Here is a 15,450-nt window from a genome sequence, read left to right on the forward strand (position 1 = left end):
CCCCACCGTGGAACGCTGGGGCGTCCACGAGATCGAACTGGCCGGGCCCTCCGGCGGCAACCCCTTCACGGAGGTTCGCCTGTCGGCCCGGTACCGGTTCCGCGATCGCATCGTCGAGGCCGAGGGCTTCTACGACGGCGACGGCGTCTACCGCGTCCGGTTCATGCCGGACGCGGTGGGTTCGTGGAGCTACACCACCGTAAGCAACGTGACCGAGCTGGACGGGCGTACGGGCGGCTTCGAGGCGGGGCCGCCCGCTCCCGGGAACCACGGCCCCGTGCGGGCCGCCGGCACCGACTTCGAGTACGCCGACGGCACCCCGTACCTGCCGTTCGGCACGACCGCCTACCACTGGACGCACGACATGGACGAGGAGCGCGAGCGCCGGACGCTGGACACGCTGGCCGCCTCCCCGTTCAACAAGCTGCGCATGTGCGTGCTGCCGACCGGGGCGATGCGGCCGCCCGAGGTGCCGTTCGCCGGCGAGGACCCCGGCGGGCTGGACAGGACCCGGTACAACCCGGTCTTCTTCCGCCATCTCGAAGCCCGGATCAGGGATCTGCTGGAGCTGGGCGTCGAGGCCGACGTCATCCTGTTCCACCCGTACGACGGAGGGGTGCGGGGCGTGGAGGACATGGGGCGGGAGGCCGACCACGCCTACCTGCGGCACGTGATCGCGCGCCTGGCCGCCTACCGCAACGTGTGGTGGTCGGCCGCCAACGAATACGACTTCAACCGGGCCAAGACCGTCGCGGACTGGGACGACATCCTGCGCACGATCCAGCGGCTGGACCCGTACGAGCACCTGCGCTCGATCCACAACGGCACCCGCATGTACGAGGTCGCGACCCTGTACGACACCACCAAGCCGTGGATCACCCACCACAGCGTCCAGCACTGGGATGTGACGCCGGCCTCCGAGTGGCTGCGCGCCTGCCCGAAGCCGGTGGTGCTGGACGAGATCTCCTACGAGGGGAACATCGGCAAGCGCTGGGGCAACGTCACCGCCGCCGAGCTGGTGGACCGCTGCTGGGAGGCGATGGCGCGGGGCGCGTACGCGGGTCACGGCGAGTCGCTGGCCGGGTACGAGGAGCGGGCCTGGATCGGCAACGGCGGCGGCCTGTACGGGGAGAGCCCGGTAAGGATCGCGTTCCTGCGCGAGGTCATGGAGGGGCTGCGCCGCGACGGCGGCGCCCTGCGCTACCTGGGCCGGCGGCGTCCGGCGCGCGTCACGGTGGAAGCAGCCGGGGACGGTGCGTACACCGTGGAGATCATCGACGCCTGGAACATGACGCGCACCCCGGTACCGGGCGTGTTCAAGGGGCCGGCCGGGATTGCGCTGCCGCGCCGCCCGTACCTGGCGCTGCTGATGACGGAAGTGGAGGAGCGATGAGGATCGGGCCGATGGCGACCACCGCGCTCGGCTGGCACCTGCACGGCGAGAGGCGGCGCGCGCGGACGCTCGCCGCCCTCGCCTCTTCGCCCTTCGACCGGGTGCGGATGGCGGCGGCAGCGACCCGGTGCACGCTGGACGAGCTGGAGGAGCGGATCGCGGAGCTGGCGGCGATCGGCGTGACCGCCGAGATCGTGCTGCTGCGCCACGATGACGGCATCGACGACGCGGACGCCGCCGCCCGCTACGTGACGGAGGTGGTCCCGCGGCTGGCCGCGCACGCGAACGTGTGGTGGTCGCTGTCGGACGAGCCCGCCGCGCTGCCCGGCCTGTCCGAGCACGACTGGGTGGCGCTGGCGCGGCTGGTGGCCGAGGAGGACCCCGGCCACCACCCGCTGTCGATCACGACGGGTCCGGACGACCCGCTGCTGTGGCGGCACGGCTTCACCCACGGCAGCGTGACCGCGCCCCGCCCGCGCGACGCCTGGGTGCGCACGCGCGACCACCACCGGCCGGTGCTCATGGACATGTGCGGGTACGAGGGCGACGCGGACGACCCCTGGCGCAGCCTGCCGCCTGAGGAGGTGGTCACCAGCGCGTGGGACGGCGCGATCAGGCGGCGGTACGTGACGCACGGCGAGTCGTACGCCGACGACGAGGGCCTGACCTGGTCGCAGGACGGCGGGACGCTCGCCGGCGAGGCCGTGCCCCGGCTCGCGCTGCTGCGGCACGTGTTCGCCGGGACGCCGGACGAGGCCCGCTACCGCGACCGCGACGCGCCCATGCTGGAGCTGCCCGGCGAGTTCTACCTGGAGTTCTGCGGCGAGCACCGCTTCCCGCAGCGGGAGTACGAGGTACCGGAAGGCCGGTACGAGGTCGAGGTGATCGACACGTGGGAGCTGACGGTCACGCCGGTCGGCGTGCGGGAGGGCCCGGTGGTGACGGTCGACCTGCCGGGCACGGTCGGGCAGGCCGTCCGGCTGAGGCGGCGCCCATGACCGTCTCCTCGCAGGCCCCCGGCACGACCGCCGTCGCCGCCATCGCCGAGCCGGGCGGGAAGTACGTCGAGGTGGTGGCGGGCCGCGACGGGCCGGAGCTCCTGCTCGGCCGCCGCGACGCCGGCGCCCCGCACCTGCGCGTCCCGCTGCGCGGCCTGCTCACCGCCTCGGCGGGCCGGCCGTGGCGGGTCGAGCCCGCGCGCCCCGGCGGCGTGGCGGTGACGGACGGCGGGACCCTGGTGGTGACGGCGCTGGCCGAGGCGCTGAGCGCGCGGCTGGAGCTGGCCTTCGGCACCGACGGCCGACTCACGCTCACCACCACGTGGCGCAACGACTCGGCCGAGGAGGTCGCCGACGTGGCGGCCGGCCTGCTGATCCCGCTGCCCGCCGAGGACGTCCACGTGACCGTGCCCGGCGTGCTCTACAACGACAACCCCTCCTCCGACCCGGCCCGTACCGTCCCGCACATCGCCGGCGGGCTCGTGGTCGAGGAGCACCGGCTGCCCGTCCCCGCCGTCAACGCCGCGTGGGACGGCCGCTACGTCAGCCTCTTCGCCCACCCCGAGCCCGACCGGTCGCGCGGGGACGGCGGCGTCGCCTACGGCTCGCTCGGCCTGCTGCGCTCGCCGGGGCTGACGGTGACGGCCATGTCCGGCGTGATCATGTTCGGCGGGCGTCCCGACGTCTGTTACGTCAGCAAGGCCGAGATCGCGGACCGGGAGGTCGGCTACCGGGACCTCGCCCCGGCCGCGACGCTCACCACCCGGCACACGCTGGACTGGGGGCCGGTCGAGCCGCGCGGGCTCGGCTTCACCAAGCTCGTGCGCACCGGCCTCTACCAGGACGAGGCCGCCGGCCCCTTGTCCGCGGACGAGCTCGTCCGGCTCAAGGCCAACGCCATGGACGCCCGCTGGAACGGCGACGGCTACCTCGCCTACGACGGCGTCCGGCACGGCCGGCCCCGGTCGTACCTGTACGGCTGGACCGGGCAGTGCATGAAGCTGGCCCGCTGCGACGCCCTGCTCGGCCTCCAGGAGGACCGGCCCGAGCGGATCGAGCGGGCCCGGCGGGCCGCGGACTTCTACGTCGCGGGCAGCGCGACCCCCGTGCGCGGCCTGCGTGCCGCCCGTTACCTCGTCGACGACGGCGGGTGGGAGATGTTCCGCAGGGACGGCGCCGGCTTCGTCTCCAGCCGCGCCCTCGGCGAGACCGTCGCCGACCTGGCCGGCCTGGCCGCCGACTTCAGGGACGCGGGCCTCGACGTGCCGCCGGAGTGGGAGGAGGCCGTGGCGGACGCCGCCACGCTCTTCTGGCACGCGCGGCTGCCCGAGGGCGTCGTCCCGCTCGGCTGGACGCCCTCGGGCGCCGCGGTCAGCCCGATGGTCACCGCGGCGGGGATCGCGTGCGTGCAGGCGATGCTGGGGGCCTACCGGCTCGGCGGCGAGCGCGTGTGGCTGCTGCGCGCCGAGGAGGTGCTCGGCCACTACCACCGGCTGCACGCGGCCACGTTCGAGCGGCCGTTCGCGCACGCCACGCTCGACGCCGCGGGGGAGGACAAGGAGGCCGGGATGTACTACTTCCTGGCCGCCTTCGAGCTCTACCGGCTCACCGGCGAGGAGATGTACGCGCGGTGGGCGCGGACGGCGGCCGACTGGCTGCTCACGTTCGTCTATGTGTGGTCGCCCGAGTACGCCGCGGGCACCACGTTCGAGCGGCGCGGCTTCAAGGCGTGCGGCTGGCCGTCGGTCAGCGTGCAGAACCACCACCTCGACGTGTTCTTCCCGACCTCCGAGCTGATGGAGTTCGGCCTGGCGACCGGCGAGCCCTGGTACGCCGAGCGCGCCTGGACGATCCTGCACGCCATGGGCCAGGGCGTCTGCGCGGAGCCCGGCGACTGGGGCTTCGAGGTGCCCGGCGAGCAGGGCGAGGGGTTCTTCCAGACCAACTGGCAGCGTACGGGCGAGGCGAACACGTGGAACCCGTCCTGGGTGATCGCGCTGCCGCTCTACCACGCGCTGCGGATGAGGAGGGCGGCATGAACTTCGCCGACGAGGAGGCGGCCTGGCGGTACGCGGACGAGCTCAGGGACCGGGTGCGCCCGCCGGCGTTCCCCGACCGCTGGTTCGACCTCACCGACTACGGCACCGGCGGCCCGTGGACGGAGGCGTTCCGCGCCGCCGTCCACGCCTGCCACGAGGCGGGCGGCGGTCACGTGCGGGTGCCGCCTGGAACGTACGAGACCGGCGCCATCCACCTGCTCAGCAACGTGGACCTGCACGTGGAGGCGGGGGCGACGATCCGGTTCAGCACCGACCCGGCCGACTACCTGCCGGCCGTCTACACCCGGTTCTCGGCCGTCGAGTGCTACAACTACTCCCCCTTCATCTACGCCTACGGCCAGGAGAACATCGCGATCACCGGCGGCGGGACGCTCGACGGGTCCGCCGGCCCCGAGCACTGGTGGCCGTGGGTGGGCACGCCCGGGTTCGGCTACCGGGAGGGCGCCCCGCACGAGGCGGCGGACTGGGCCGAGCTGCAGCGGATGGCGGCCGAGGGCGTCCCGGTGGCGGAGCGGGTGTTCGGGGCGGGGCACTACCTGCGGCCGAACATGATCCAGCCGTACCTGTGCCGCGATGTGCTGGTGGAGGGCGTGCGGATCGTGCGCTCCCCCATGTGGGAGATCCATCCGGTCCGGTGCGAGAACGTGCTGGTCAGAAACGTGTCCATCCACTCGCGCGGCCCCAACAACGACGGCTGCGACCCCGAGTCGTGCCGCTCGGTGGTGATCACCGGGTGCGTGTTCGACGTCGGCGACGACTGCATCGCCATCAAGGCGGGGCGGGGGCCGGACGGGCGGCGCGTCGGGGTGCCGTGCGAGGACGTGCTGATCGAGGACTGCGACATGCGCTACCGCTACGGCTCGGTCGCCATCGGCACGGACACGACCGGCGGCATCCGCAACGTGTTCGTCCGCCACTGCCGGTGGGGCGGTCCCGGGCTGTACTTCGGGCTCTACATCAAGACGAACTCCGTGCGCGGCGGCTTCGTGGAGAACGTCTACGTCAAGGACGTCGAGGTCAGCGAGCTGACCAAGGAGGTCGTCTCGATCGACCTCTACCACGGGGACGGGCACAACGGCGACGACCCGCCGCCGATCAGGAACGTGCACGTGTCCGGGGTGCGCAGTGACCGCACGCGCAGCGCGTACCTGCTGCGGGGGTATCCCGAGCAGCCGCTGCGGGAGATCACGATCAGGGACAGCTCGTTCGCGCGGGTGCTGCGGGCGGACGTGGTCGACGACGTGGAAGGACTGTCGGTGACGGGGGTGACCGTGGGGGGAGAATGACCGGCGAACGGGCCTCAGCGTGGGCGAGCCGGGACTCAGCCGCCGAGGATCCGGCTCATCGCCTCGCGCCGGGACGCGTCGGTCAGCGCGTCGCGGGCGGTGGCGTTGGCGGAGCGGCGGACGAGTTCGTGCAGCCGGTAGCGGCCGGGCCCGCACTGCTCGATCAGGTGCACGTCGAAGAGCCCTTCGAGCAGCCGTTCGGCCCAGTCCACGCCGACGTCGGCCAGCGCCGCGGCCATGCAGGCGTCGACGGTCGCCGGGGGCAGCAGGCTCAGCAGCCGTAACAGGTGCCTCTCGTCCGGGGTCAGCCGCTCGTACGAGAGCCTGAGCGCGTCCGCGACGCTGCGGTCACCGGTGACGAACTCCTCCAGCCCCGGCCAGCTCTCGCGCAGCCGCCGGGCCAGGTAGCCGATGGACCAGACCCGCCTGCCGCGGAGCCGGCTGCCGACGATGCGCACGGCCAGGGGCAGATATCCGCAGGACTTGACCACGTCGGCGACCGCGCCGGCCTCCGCCGCGGCCCGCGGCTCACCGGCCAGCCGGGCGAGCAGCGCCGCGGCGTCGGCCGGCGACAGGACGTCGAGGGACAGGGTGTCCGCGGCGTCGAGGTCGGTGAGCCGGCGCCGGCTCGTGACCAGCACCAGGGAGCCGTCCCCGGGGAGCAGCGGCCGTACCTGCGCGGCGCTGGCGGCGTCGTCGAGGACGAGCAGCACCCGCCGGCCGGCGAGTTCGGCCCGCCACATCGCGGTCCGCTCCTCGACCCGGGCCGGGACCCGGTCGCCGGGCACGCCGACGGCGCGCAGCAGCACGTCGAGCGCGGCGGCCGGCTCGATGGGCTCCCGGCCGGGGGTGTGACCGTGCAGGTCGAGGAAGAGCCGCGCGTCGGGATAGCGGTCGGCCACCCGGTGGGCCGCGCGGACGGCGAGCGCGGTCTTGCCGGCCCCCGCCATGCCGTCGATCGTCAGGACCCTCCCGCCGGGCCCGTCGCGGTACGGCCAGCTCAGGAGGCGTTCGAGCTCGGCCGACCGCCCTACGAAGTCGGGAATGTCGCCCGGCAGGTCGTGCCGCCTGACCTGGATCCTGGGAGCCGGCGCGCCGAGACGCGGATCCCGGGCCAGGATCGCCCGGTGCAGCTCCTGGATCTCCTCGCCGGGCTCGATGCCCAGCTCCTCGGTCAGCAGCGCGTTGACCGTACGGAAGCATTCCAGCGCCTCCGCCTGCCGTCCGCACCGGTACAGGGCGGTCATCCGCTGGGTCCAGAACCGCTCGCGCAGCGGATGGCGGGCGGTCACCTCGCGCAGCCTGACCACCAGGTCACGATGGTGGCCCAGCGCCAGCTCCGCGTCGATGTACGCCTCAAGCGCCAGCGTCCGCCGTTCGGCCAGGCCGGGCACGACCTCCCGGTGCAGCACCTCCGACGGCACGTTGGACAGCGGGCTGCCGGACCAGAGCGCCAGCGCCTCCTCCAGCAGGGCCGCCGTCCGTTCTGGGTCGGCCGTCCGCGCCTCGCTCACCAGGGCGTCGAAGCGGTTCAGGTCCAGGGCCTCGTCCGGCACCTCGATGAGGTAACCCTCCGGCCGGGTCACGATCGGATCGGGCGCGCCGCCCGCCGCCAGCGTGCGGCGCAGGCGCATGACGTAGGTGTGCAGGTTGGCCCGCGCGTTGCCGGCCCGGTCGCCGCGCCACACGCGGGCGATCAGCTCGTCGGCGGGCACGATGCGGTTGGCGTCGACCAGCAGCGAGGCGAGCAGCGCCCGCTGCCTGGCGGCGCCGACCTGCAAGGGGACCCCGGCGTAGGTCACCGTGAGCGGTCCCAGGAGCCCGAACTCGAACATTCGCCCGCCTCCTCGCCTCAGCCGGCCACGCTGAGCGCTCGCCCCCCGTGGGCTCAAGCCAATGTCAGCTTCGCATCCCAACCCGGGCAGACCTCAACATTTCTCCAGTTCTCTAAGTGAAGTCGTCCGACCGTATGCGGGAGGTTAAGTGCGTTGTCAGCCGGCCAGGTATTCGCGGGGCTCGACGGCGGTGGCGTCGAGTTCGAGGCAGCGTCCCATGGCGTTGACGGCGGCGGCGCGGTCGCCGAGGTGGTCGTGACACTGCGCGGCGCGGAACCAGCCGGTCGCGCCGGCTCCGGTGCCGAGCTCGCCGGCCCGCTCGTACCACCGCGCCGCCCGCGCCAGGTCTCCGGCGGCGGCGAACCCGTCGCCCGCGCGCAGTCTCGCGTGCAAGCAGTACGGGTCGAGCCGGAGCAGCTCCTGACAGAGCGCGACGGTCCGCGACCCTGACCCGCCGCGGGTCTCGGCGTCGAGTTCCAGTTCGAGGAGGTAGCGCCGGTTCTCCCGCACGATCATCGAGTCCGTGCCGCCCGGCGCCGGGTCCGCCGGGGCGTCGTACGCACGCTGCGCCGCCGCCAGGTCGTCGTGCGGGCGCCGCGCCGCCGCCAGGTCGTCGTGTGCGCTCTTCGCCGTGGTCAGCGCGGAGGTCGCGGCGCCGGGGTCGCCCTCCGTCAGGCGGAGCAGTGCGACCGCCCGGTGGAAGCGGCTGAAGACCAGGCAGGCGTGCCAGTCGTCCGGTGGTTTCGCCAGCTCGCGGCCGCGTTCCTCGAACCGCCTGGCCGAGGTGAGGTCGTTCGCGTGGCGCAGGGCGTGCCCGATGCCCTGGAAGCAGGCGGCCAGCGCCACCTGCGGGTCGCCGCAGCCAGCCAGCTCCTCGAACAGCGACAGGGCGTGCGCGACCTGGCCGGGTGAGCCGGCGCGCACGCGGGCGACCTCGTAGACGTACCGGTCGCGTTCGGGGTCGCCGTCGGGCCGCACCGGGCCGGCCAGCCGGAGGGCGAGCGGGTGGTAGGAGAGCTGGGCGAGATGGAAGATCAGCAGCGTACGGGCGCGATGACCGAGCGCGGCGAACCCGTCCACCGCCGCGACCAGCGTCTCCCACCGGGGCGTGCGCAACTCCCCGGGCAACTGCCGTGGATCCGCGCAGTCGTACGGATCGAGCCCCGCGTGCCGGACGACCTGACGCCGGACGCCGGGCAGCCCCATCCGCGAGAACCACGGCCACGGCGCCGCCTCCGGATCGGCCAGCCACGTCGAGACCGGCCTGATCATCCGCAGGCGCAGCGACGCCACCTCGCTGTCGGCCAGGTCGACGACCGGCCGCCAGAAGGCGGCGAGCCGGTTGTGCGGCAGCGCGGGACGTCCCGTCACCCGGGGGAACAGGCCCCTGGGGTCGCTGCGCGTGTAGCGCTGACGCACGTGGAAGCGGCCCGGCACGCTCAGCGTCCCCCTCCCTCGCTCTTGCGGTAGCTCGCGATGAGGATGCCGGAGGCCCAGTCGACCAGCGTGGGCACCAGCCCGGGCTCGTTCATGATCTCCTCGCGGAAACGCTCGACGCGCGGGTAGTGCTCCTCGGTCCACTTCTCCTGCGGCAGCAGGTCGTCGGCGATGAGCAGCGCCCCGTCGGCCAGGTGGGCGAAGACCAGGTCACGGCGGTCGAACTTGAGGATGGTGGTGTCGACGAAGACCAGGTCGAACGGCGGCCCCGCGTACGCGGTGAGCCAGTCGACCGCGTCCGTGCGCACCACCTCGGCGCGGTCGTCCGCGGCGAGCACCGACGCGCAGGCCTTGGCCAGGCCGGGGAAGAGCTCCAGGGTGGTCAGCCGGGCCGCCGCGTCCATCCCGGCCAGCAGCCAGCCGGCGCCCACGCCGACGCCGGCGCCGATCTCCAGGATGCGGCCCCCCGGCTTGCTCGCGGCGAGGGTGCGCAGCAGCGCGCCCGTCTGCCGGTCGGACGACAGCCGCCAGTTGCCCTGGTCCGCGATGGCCTGCGCCTTGGCGGACAGCGGCGGGACGTCGATGAGGTGTTCGGTCACCATCGGCTCCTTCGTCGTTTCATGCGGGCCGGGCGCCCGGGTCGGAGGCGGCGGACTCCAGGGCCCCGCCGTCCCGCGCCACGGCGGCGGCGCGGGTCTCGTGCCGGATGCGGGCGCGGGCGAGGAACTCGGTCAGCGCGCCGCGGACCAGCCAGTAGCCGACGACGCCGGCGTAGGCCCCGGCGATGCCGAGCCCGGCCACGCTCGCCAGCAGCCAGCTCACGGGCAGCTGCACGCACAGCGCCGCCACCAGATTTCCGTACATGTCGGAGCGGGTCTGGCCGAGCGCGCGGAGCACGCTGACGTTGCCCAGCGTCCACGCGATCAGCGGCAGGCAGAGGCCGATCAGCGGCATCGCCGCGGCGCCGTCGCGCAGCACGTCCGGGAAGGACGTGAACAGCGACGCGGCCGGTCCCGGCGCCACGACCAGCACCACGCCCACGACCAGGGCCGGCGGCATCAGGAGCAGCCTGCTCCCCCGCCACAGGACGGGCAGGTCCCCCACCTCCCCCGCGCCCGCGGCCCGCCCGATGAGGATGCGCGCCGCCGCCGAGAAGGCCGTGCCCACCCCGTACAGCAGGACCATCATCTGGAACGCGATCCGGCCGCCGCCCAGCGCCGCCTGGCCGAGCCCGCCGATGATGGCGAAGAAGATCGCGTTGCTGGAGTAGTCCAGCCCCATGGAGACGACGGCCGGCCAGCCGAGCTTGGGGATCGACGTCTCGAAGTCGACGGGGCCGCCGGGGCCCGGCCGGCGCAGCAGCTCCGCGAGCCGGAACCGGCGGGCCGCCACCAGCAGGCAGCCGATGCCGAGCAGCCAGGAGATCGTGGTCGCCAGGCCGTTGCCGGTCGCGCCCAGCCGCGGGAAGGGGCCTGGCCCGTAGATCAGCAGCCAGTCGAGCAGGATGTTGGCCACGTTGATCACGACGCTCGCCACCGTCGCGTACCGTGGCCGCTTGTAGGCGTTGAACGTCGCGGCCAGCAGGCTGAAGGGGACCAGCAGCAGCAGCGAAGGGCCCCTGGCGAGCAGGTAGTCCGCGCCGAGGACGCTGACGCCGCCGTCGCCGTCCGAGATCAGCCCGGTCAGCCGGCCGCCCGCGAAGAGACAGAGCAGGGTCAGCGGGACGGCGAACGCGCCGCAGTACCACATCGACGACCGCAACGACCGGCGGAGGCCGGCCGGGTCGTCCCGCCCGGCGAACCTGGCCGCCAGGATCTGGTGCCCGACGACCGTGGCGAGCACGACGCCGGAGAAGACGTCGAAGACGGCCGACGCGCCCGACACCGCCGCCAGCTCGGCCGAGCCGAACCGGCCCATCATGGCGGTGTCGATGACGCCCGACACCGACGACAGGAACGCGCCGAGCAGGAACGGCAGTCCCAGTGCGGCGATCTGCCTGACCGGCGTCCGCGCGTCGGAGGCGGTGTCCGCGCTCACGTCACCTCACCCCTCGGCGGTCCGCGCCGCGGTCAGGTACTCGCGCGGCTCGACGGCCGAGGCGTCCAGCTCCAGGCAGCGTCCGTAGGCGTTGATCGCCGCGCCGCGGTCGCCGAGGAAGTCGTGGCACTGCCCCGCGCGGAACCAGCCGATCGCGCCGGCCCCGGTGCCCAGCTCGCCGGCCCGCTCGTACCAGCGGGCGGCCTCGGCGTGCTCGCCGATGGCCGCGTGCCCGTCGCCCACGGCGAGCCGGACCAGCACGCAGTACGGGTCGAGCGCGATGATCTCCGCGCACAGCGCCCGCACCTGGGCCGCGGACTCGCCGCCACGGGCCCGCACGGCGGCGTTGATCTGCGACTCCAGCAGGATGCGCCGGTTCTCGTCCGCCACCATGGTGTCGACCTCGCCGGACACCTCGGGCCGCAGCCGCTCGTGGAAGTCCAGCGCCGCGCCCACCTCGGCGCGCATCTCGCCGAACCGGCGCTCGTTCAGGCGCAGCAGCGCCAGCGCCCGGTGGAAGCGGCTGAGCACCAGGTACGTGTGCCAGTCGTCGGGCAGCTCGGTCACCGCCTGGCCGTGCCGTTCGAACCGGCGGGCCAGGTCCAGATCGTTCTCCTTGCGGATGGCGTGGCTGATCCCCTGGAAGCACGACAGCAGCGCGAGCAGCGGGTCCTTCGACGACGTGGCCAGCTGCTCGAACAGCCGCAGCGCGACGGGCCTGCTGCCGGGCAGCCGGGCGTGCAGGCGGGCCACCTGGTAGACGTACCGGTCGCGGACGGGGTCGCCGTCCGGCTGGACGTCGCCGGCCAGGCGGATGCCCAGCTCGCAGAAGGAGAGCTGGGCGAGCTGGAAGAGCACCAGCGCGCGCACGTACGGGTCCAGCCGGTCGAACCGGTCGATGGCCAGGACCAGCGTCTCCCAGGCGGGTGTGCGAAGCTGCTCGGCCAGGTTCTTCGGTTCGCGGCAGTCGTACGCGTCGAGTCCCGCGTGCCTGATCACCTGACGGCGCAGGCCCGTGACGTTGATCCGGGCGAACCACAGCTGTTCGCCCGACTCCGGCTCGGCCAGCCAGGACGCGACCGGGCGGATCATCCGCAGCCGGGACGGCGCCACGTCGCTGTCGGTCATGTCGATGATCGGCCGCCAGAAGTGGGCGAGCCGGTTGTACGGCGGTTCTGGCAGGCCGGTGACGTGGGGGAACAGGCCCCTGGGGTCGCTGCGCGCGTAGCGCGGCCGCACCTGCAACGTGCGCGGGTCAGACGTCAAGGTGAGTCTCCAGGAATCGCTCGATCTCGGTGAAAAGGGTCTGCCGGTTTGGGTTGGACCGCACGTGGTGGCCCTCGTCCGCGAACCTCAGGTACCTGACCGGGACGCCGAGGTCCCTGGCCCGGTCCGCGAACCGGTCGACCTCCGCGACCGGCACGCGGGGGTCGCGTACGCCGTGCGCGAGCAGCAGCGGCGCGCACGAGGCGTCCAGCGCCTGAGCGGGCGAACGCCGCCGCAACACCCGTTCGTCGAGGCATCGGCCGTCGCCGTCTCCGTCCTGGGCCTGGTCGCCGTCGCGGGCGCCGAGGACCTGGCGTCGCAGCAGGACGGCGAGGGGTTGCCAGTAAGCGGGCGGGCGCTCGGTGAAGGAGACCAGGTCGCAGGGCGGGCTGATCGCGATGGCGCAGCGGACGAGGTCCTGCCGGGTGCACGCGGCGAGCAGCGCGGCGTATCCCCCGTAGGACGCGCCGCAGAACGCCACCCGCGCCGGGTCCACCAGCCCGGAGGTCACGCCGCTCGCCACGGCGTCGTACAGGTCCTGCTGCATCAGGCCGCCCCACTCGCCGTAGCCCGCCATCCGGAACGCGGCGCCGAACCCCTTAGACCCGCGATAGTTCACGTGCAGCGACAGGTAGCCGAGCGAGGCCAGGTACTGCGCGTCGGCGTGGAAGCGCCACAGGTCGCGGCTGGCGGGGCCGCCGTGGACCAGGACGACCGTCGGGTACGGCGGTGTCCCCGACCTCGGGCGCATCGCGTACCCGCTGATCGCCACGCCGTCGCCGGCGGTGAAACAGAAGTCCTCCAGCCGGGCCAGCTCCCGCCCCACGAGGTCCGGCCGGTTGACGAACAGCGGCTCGGCCTTGCTCGTGGCGGGGTCGTAGGAGTGGTAGGCGATCGGGCCGTCGTCGTGCACGTGGACGATCAGCCAGGTACGGTCGTCCGCGCTGCGGTCGAGGATGACCGCGGAGTGCTCGTCGGTGGCGGCCAGGCTCGCGACCCCGGCCCGCGCCCGTCCGGTCAGCCCGTGGTAGCGCAGCCGCTGGTCCATGACCGCGCACAGGTCCGGCTCCCCCGTCACCGGGTCGAACCAGACGCCGTCGTTGCCGATCGGGTAGCCGCCGACGTCCAGTTCGGGATGCGCGAAGATCGTCTCTGCCGACCCGTCACGCGACCCGACCGCGACCAGCCTGCGCGTGCCCGTCTCGCCGCCGATCAGCAGGAACAGCCGCTCGCCGTCGCGGCTGAACCCGTACACGGCCAGGTCGGGAGTGGCGTCGACCGGCACCGTGAGCACGGTGCGGGCCGTATCGAGGTCGTCCCCCAGCACGATCTCCGTCGATCCGTCCACCGCGAACCGGGTACCGCCACGCGGCCTGAGCCCACCGTCCACCAGCCAGCGATGGAACCCCCGATCAGCGGCGATCAGGCGCGACCCGCCGCTGCGGTCCTCGCCGGGAGCGCCACCGGAGCCTCCGCCGGAATCGCCATCGGAGTCCCTACCGGGACCGCCACCGGAGGCCCAGCCGGAATCGGCGAGGTCGGCGCGGAAGAGTCGCGTGCCCCTGCTTCTGGCATCCCGGTGGCTGTAGACGAGTGCGTCCGGGTCGGTGGCGGACAACCAGTACTCGGTGACCGATCCCCCTGAGGAGATCGTGATCGGCTCGAACGTCGCGCCGCGCAACCCGGACAGCGTCCAGGACTCGCGCCCGCGCGGGCCGCGCCGGTAGAGCAGGGCCGAGCCGTCGGCCGTCCATCGCAGGTCCTGGATCGCCTCCGCGTGGTGCGCGGCCAGCCGGCGTTCGGCGCCGTCGCCGGTGCGCAGCCACACCTCGGGGCCGCTGTCGCCGGTGCGGAGGAACGCGATCGAACGACCGTCCGGCGACAGCCGGGGCGAGGTGTCGCGTTCGGCGGCGAGCAGCGCCTGTCGCAGCCGCACGTCGCCGGTCGCGGCCGGCACCGTCATGAGGCCCCCGGCGCGTTGTCGAAGCCGACGCCCGCCCCGCCTCGGGAGAGCCCCATCGTGAGCGTGTAGACCGGGGCGAACCGGTCCTCGGGCAGGGCGTGCAGGTCCAGGTACGCGCGGTCCTTCTGGGCGGGCGTGACCAGGGTGCTCAGCCCGTACGACATGGCAAGGACGATGAGCTGCTGGCCGAGCACGCCCGCCTCCAGGTAGAGCCGGCGCAGGCCGTGCTCGCTGCGGTAGCGCCACTGGTAGCGGGCGAAGTCGGCGACCAGCCCGAGCGTCCACGTCGCGGTCGCCGGCGAGTGCATGCCCTGCAGCACGTCGATCATGGCGTCGCGGTGGTCACCGGGCCGTACGCCGACGAGCTGGTGGTTCGGCGCGTCGTAGCGGTAGACGCCGGGCTCGACACCTTCGACCTTGTAGACGCACAGGTAGAAGTCCCAGGCCGAGCCGCGCCGATCCGGGTGCCCGGCCAGGGCGGGCGCGTCCCGCGCGTCCGCGAGCCCGTACCAGAGCAGGCCGGACAGGCTGTCGAGCGGGGCCGCCCGCTTGATGTAGGAGCGTCCGGTACGCCGGTTCACCAGCAGCCGGGCGATCTCCTGCCCGCCGAGCGCCGGCGACGTGCCCAGCTGCAGCACGGTCCCGTCCGGCCGCCACTCCGGCGGCGGCCCATCCGTCCGCGCCCGCACCGGCGACCCATCCGTCAACGGGAACGACTGCACGGCGCCGGGGCGCACAGGCTCACCGCTGTAGGCATCCAGGGCTGGCTCGCTGGTGCCCGAGTCGTGGGCGAGTTCGCTGGTGTCCGGATCCAGGGCCGGCTCGCCGGTGTCCAGTTCCAGGGCCGGGTCGTCCAGCCGGGAGGCGAGGTAGTAGTGGTCGGACGGGTGCCAGCGGCGTTCCTGCCAGTGCCGCCAGTCGTGCAGCAGGGCGCGGCGTTCGCCGGCCGCCTTCAGCACGTTCTTCCACTCGTCGCCGTCGTCCAGCGCGGCGAGATCCGGGTCGCCGCGCAGGATGTGTCCTGACAACGTCTCCGGGGACCAGTGGAACCGCCGGCCGGTGACGGCGTCGGTCACCTCGACCCGCGCCGACTCCGGGTCGGCCGCGGGCCGCATCCTGAATCCGGCCGGCCACCGGACCTCGGGCATTTCCGCCGACATCATCGTGCCCTTTCT

General features: G+C 73.6%; 11 protein-coding genes. 4 read left to right on the plus strand and 7 right to left on the minus strand.

What is annotated here, in order from left to right; all coding sequences use genetic code 11:
• The first annotated feature begins 7 nt into the window (after positions 1 to 7).
• From OIE67_RS33010 to OIE67_RS33025, 4 genes are read left to right on the plus strand one after another with little or no spacing between them, the layout of a single operon-like run.
• Entirely contained in the window at positions 8 to 1,393 is a 1,386-nt protein-coding gene (locus OIE67_RS33010; RefSeq protein WP_326627825.1) for a DUF5060 domain-containing protein, read from the plus strand.
• Positions 1,390 to 2,391 carry a DUF5605 domain-containing protein gene (locus OIE67_RS33015; protein ID WP_326627827.1) on the plus strand — a complete coding sequence of 334 codons (1,002 nt, stop codon included), beginning with the start codon at positions 1,390 to 1,392 and terminating at the stop codon, positions 2,389 to 2,391. The genes OIE67_RS33010 and OIE67_RS33015 overlap by 4 nt, the downstream gene beginning before the upstream one ends.
• On the plus strand, positions 2,388 to 4,430 hold the full coding sequence (locus OIE67_RS33020; RefSeq protein ID WP_326627829.1) for a hypothetical protein: 2,043 nt from the start codon (positions 2,388 to 2,390) through the stop codon (positions 4,428 to 4,430). The genes OIE67_RS33015 and OIE67_RS33020 overlap by 4 nt, the downstream gene beginning before the upstream one ends.
• Positions 4,427 to 5,737 (plus strand): glycoside hydrolase family 28 protein, encoded by a 1,311-nt coding sequence (locus tag OIE67_RS33025; protein ID WP_326627830.1) that lies wholly within the window; start codon positions 4,427 to 4,429, stop codon positions 5,735 to 5,737. The genes OIE67_RS33020 and OIE67_RS33025 overlap by 4 nt, the downstream gene beginning before the upstream one ends.
• Positions 5,738 to 5,772: 35 nt before the next feature.
• On the opposite strand, the gene OIE67_RS33030 is transcribed toward OIE67_RS33025, so the two are convergent.
• The 7 genes from OIE67_RS33030 to OIE67_RS33060 form a co-directional block, all read right to left on the minus strand.
• Positions 5,773 to 7,572, minus strand: a complete 1,800-nt coding sequence (locus OIE67_RS33030; RefSeq protein ID WP_326627832.1) for an AfsR/SARP family transcriptional regulator — start codon at positions 7,570 to 7,572, stop codon at positions 5,773 to 5,775.
• A 156-nt stretch (positions 7,573 to 7,728) separates the two neighbouring features.
• Positions 7,729 to 9,009, minus strand: a complete 1,281-nt coding sequence (locus OIE67_RS33035) for a hypothetical protein (RefSeq protein ID WP_326627834.1) — start codon at positions 9,007 to 9,009, stop codon at positions 7,729 to 7,731.
• Between the two features lie 2 nt (positions 9,010 to 9,011).
• Positions 9,012 to 9,611, minus strand: coding sequence for an O-methyltransferase (locus OIE67_RS33040; protein ID WP_326627836.1), 600 nt, complete (start codon positions 9,609 to 9,611; stop codon positions 9,012 to 9,014).
• Positions 9,612 to 9,627: 16 nt separating this feature from the next.
• Complete coding sequence (locus OIE67_RS33045; RefSeq protein WP_326627839.1) at positions 9,628 to 11,046, minus strand: MATE family efflux transporter; 1,419 nt, start codon at positions 11,044 to 11,046, stop codon at positions 9,628 to 9,630.
• A 6-nt stretch (positions 11,047 to 11,052) separates the two neighbouring features.
• The gene (locus OIE67_RS33050) at positions 11,053 to 12,312 is read right to left on the minus strand and encodes a tetratricopeptide repeat protein (RefSeq protein ID WP_326627841.1); all 1,260 of its coding nucleotides are present in this window, start codon (positions 12,310 to 12,312) and stop codon (positions 11,053 to 11,055) included.
• Complete coding sequence (locus OIE67_RS33055; protein ID WP_326627843.1) at positions 12,302 to 14,275, minus strand: S9 family peptidase; 1,974 nt, start codon at positions 14,273 to 14,275, stop codon at positions 12,302 to 12,304. The genes OIE67_RS33050 and OIE67_RS33055 overlap by 11 nt, the downstream gene beginning before the upstream one ends.
• The gene (locus OIE67_RS33060; RefSeq protein ID WP_326627845.1) at positions 14,272 to 15,438 is read right to left on the minus strand and encodes a SagB/ThcOx family dehydrogenase; all 1,167 of its coding nucleotides are present in this window, start codon (positions 15,436 to 15,438) and stop codon (positions 14,272 to 14,274) included. Before OIE67_RS33060 ends, OIE67_RS33055 begins: the two co-directional genes overlap by 4 nt.
• Positions 15,439 to 15,450 lie beyond the last annotated feature (12 nt).

This window comes from Nonomuraea fuscirosea (assembly GCF_035917475.1).
Lineage (GTDB): Bacteria > Actinomycetota > Actinomycetes > Streptosporangiales > Streptosporangiaceae > Nonomuraea > Nonomuraea fuscirosea.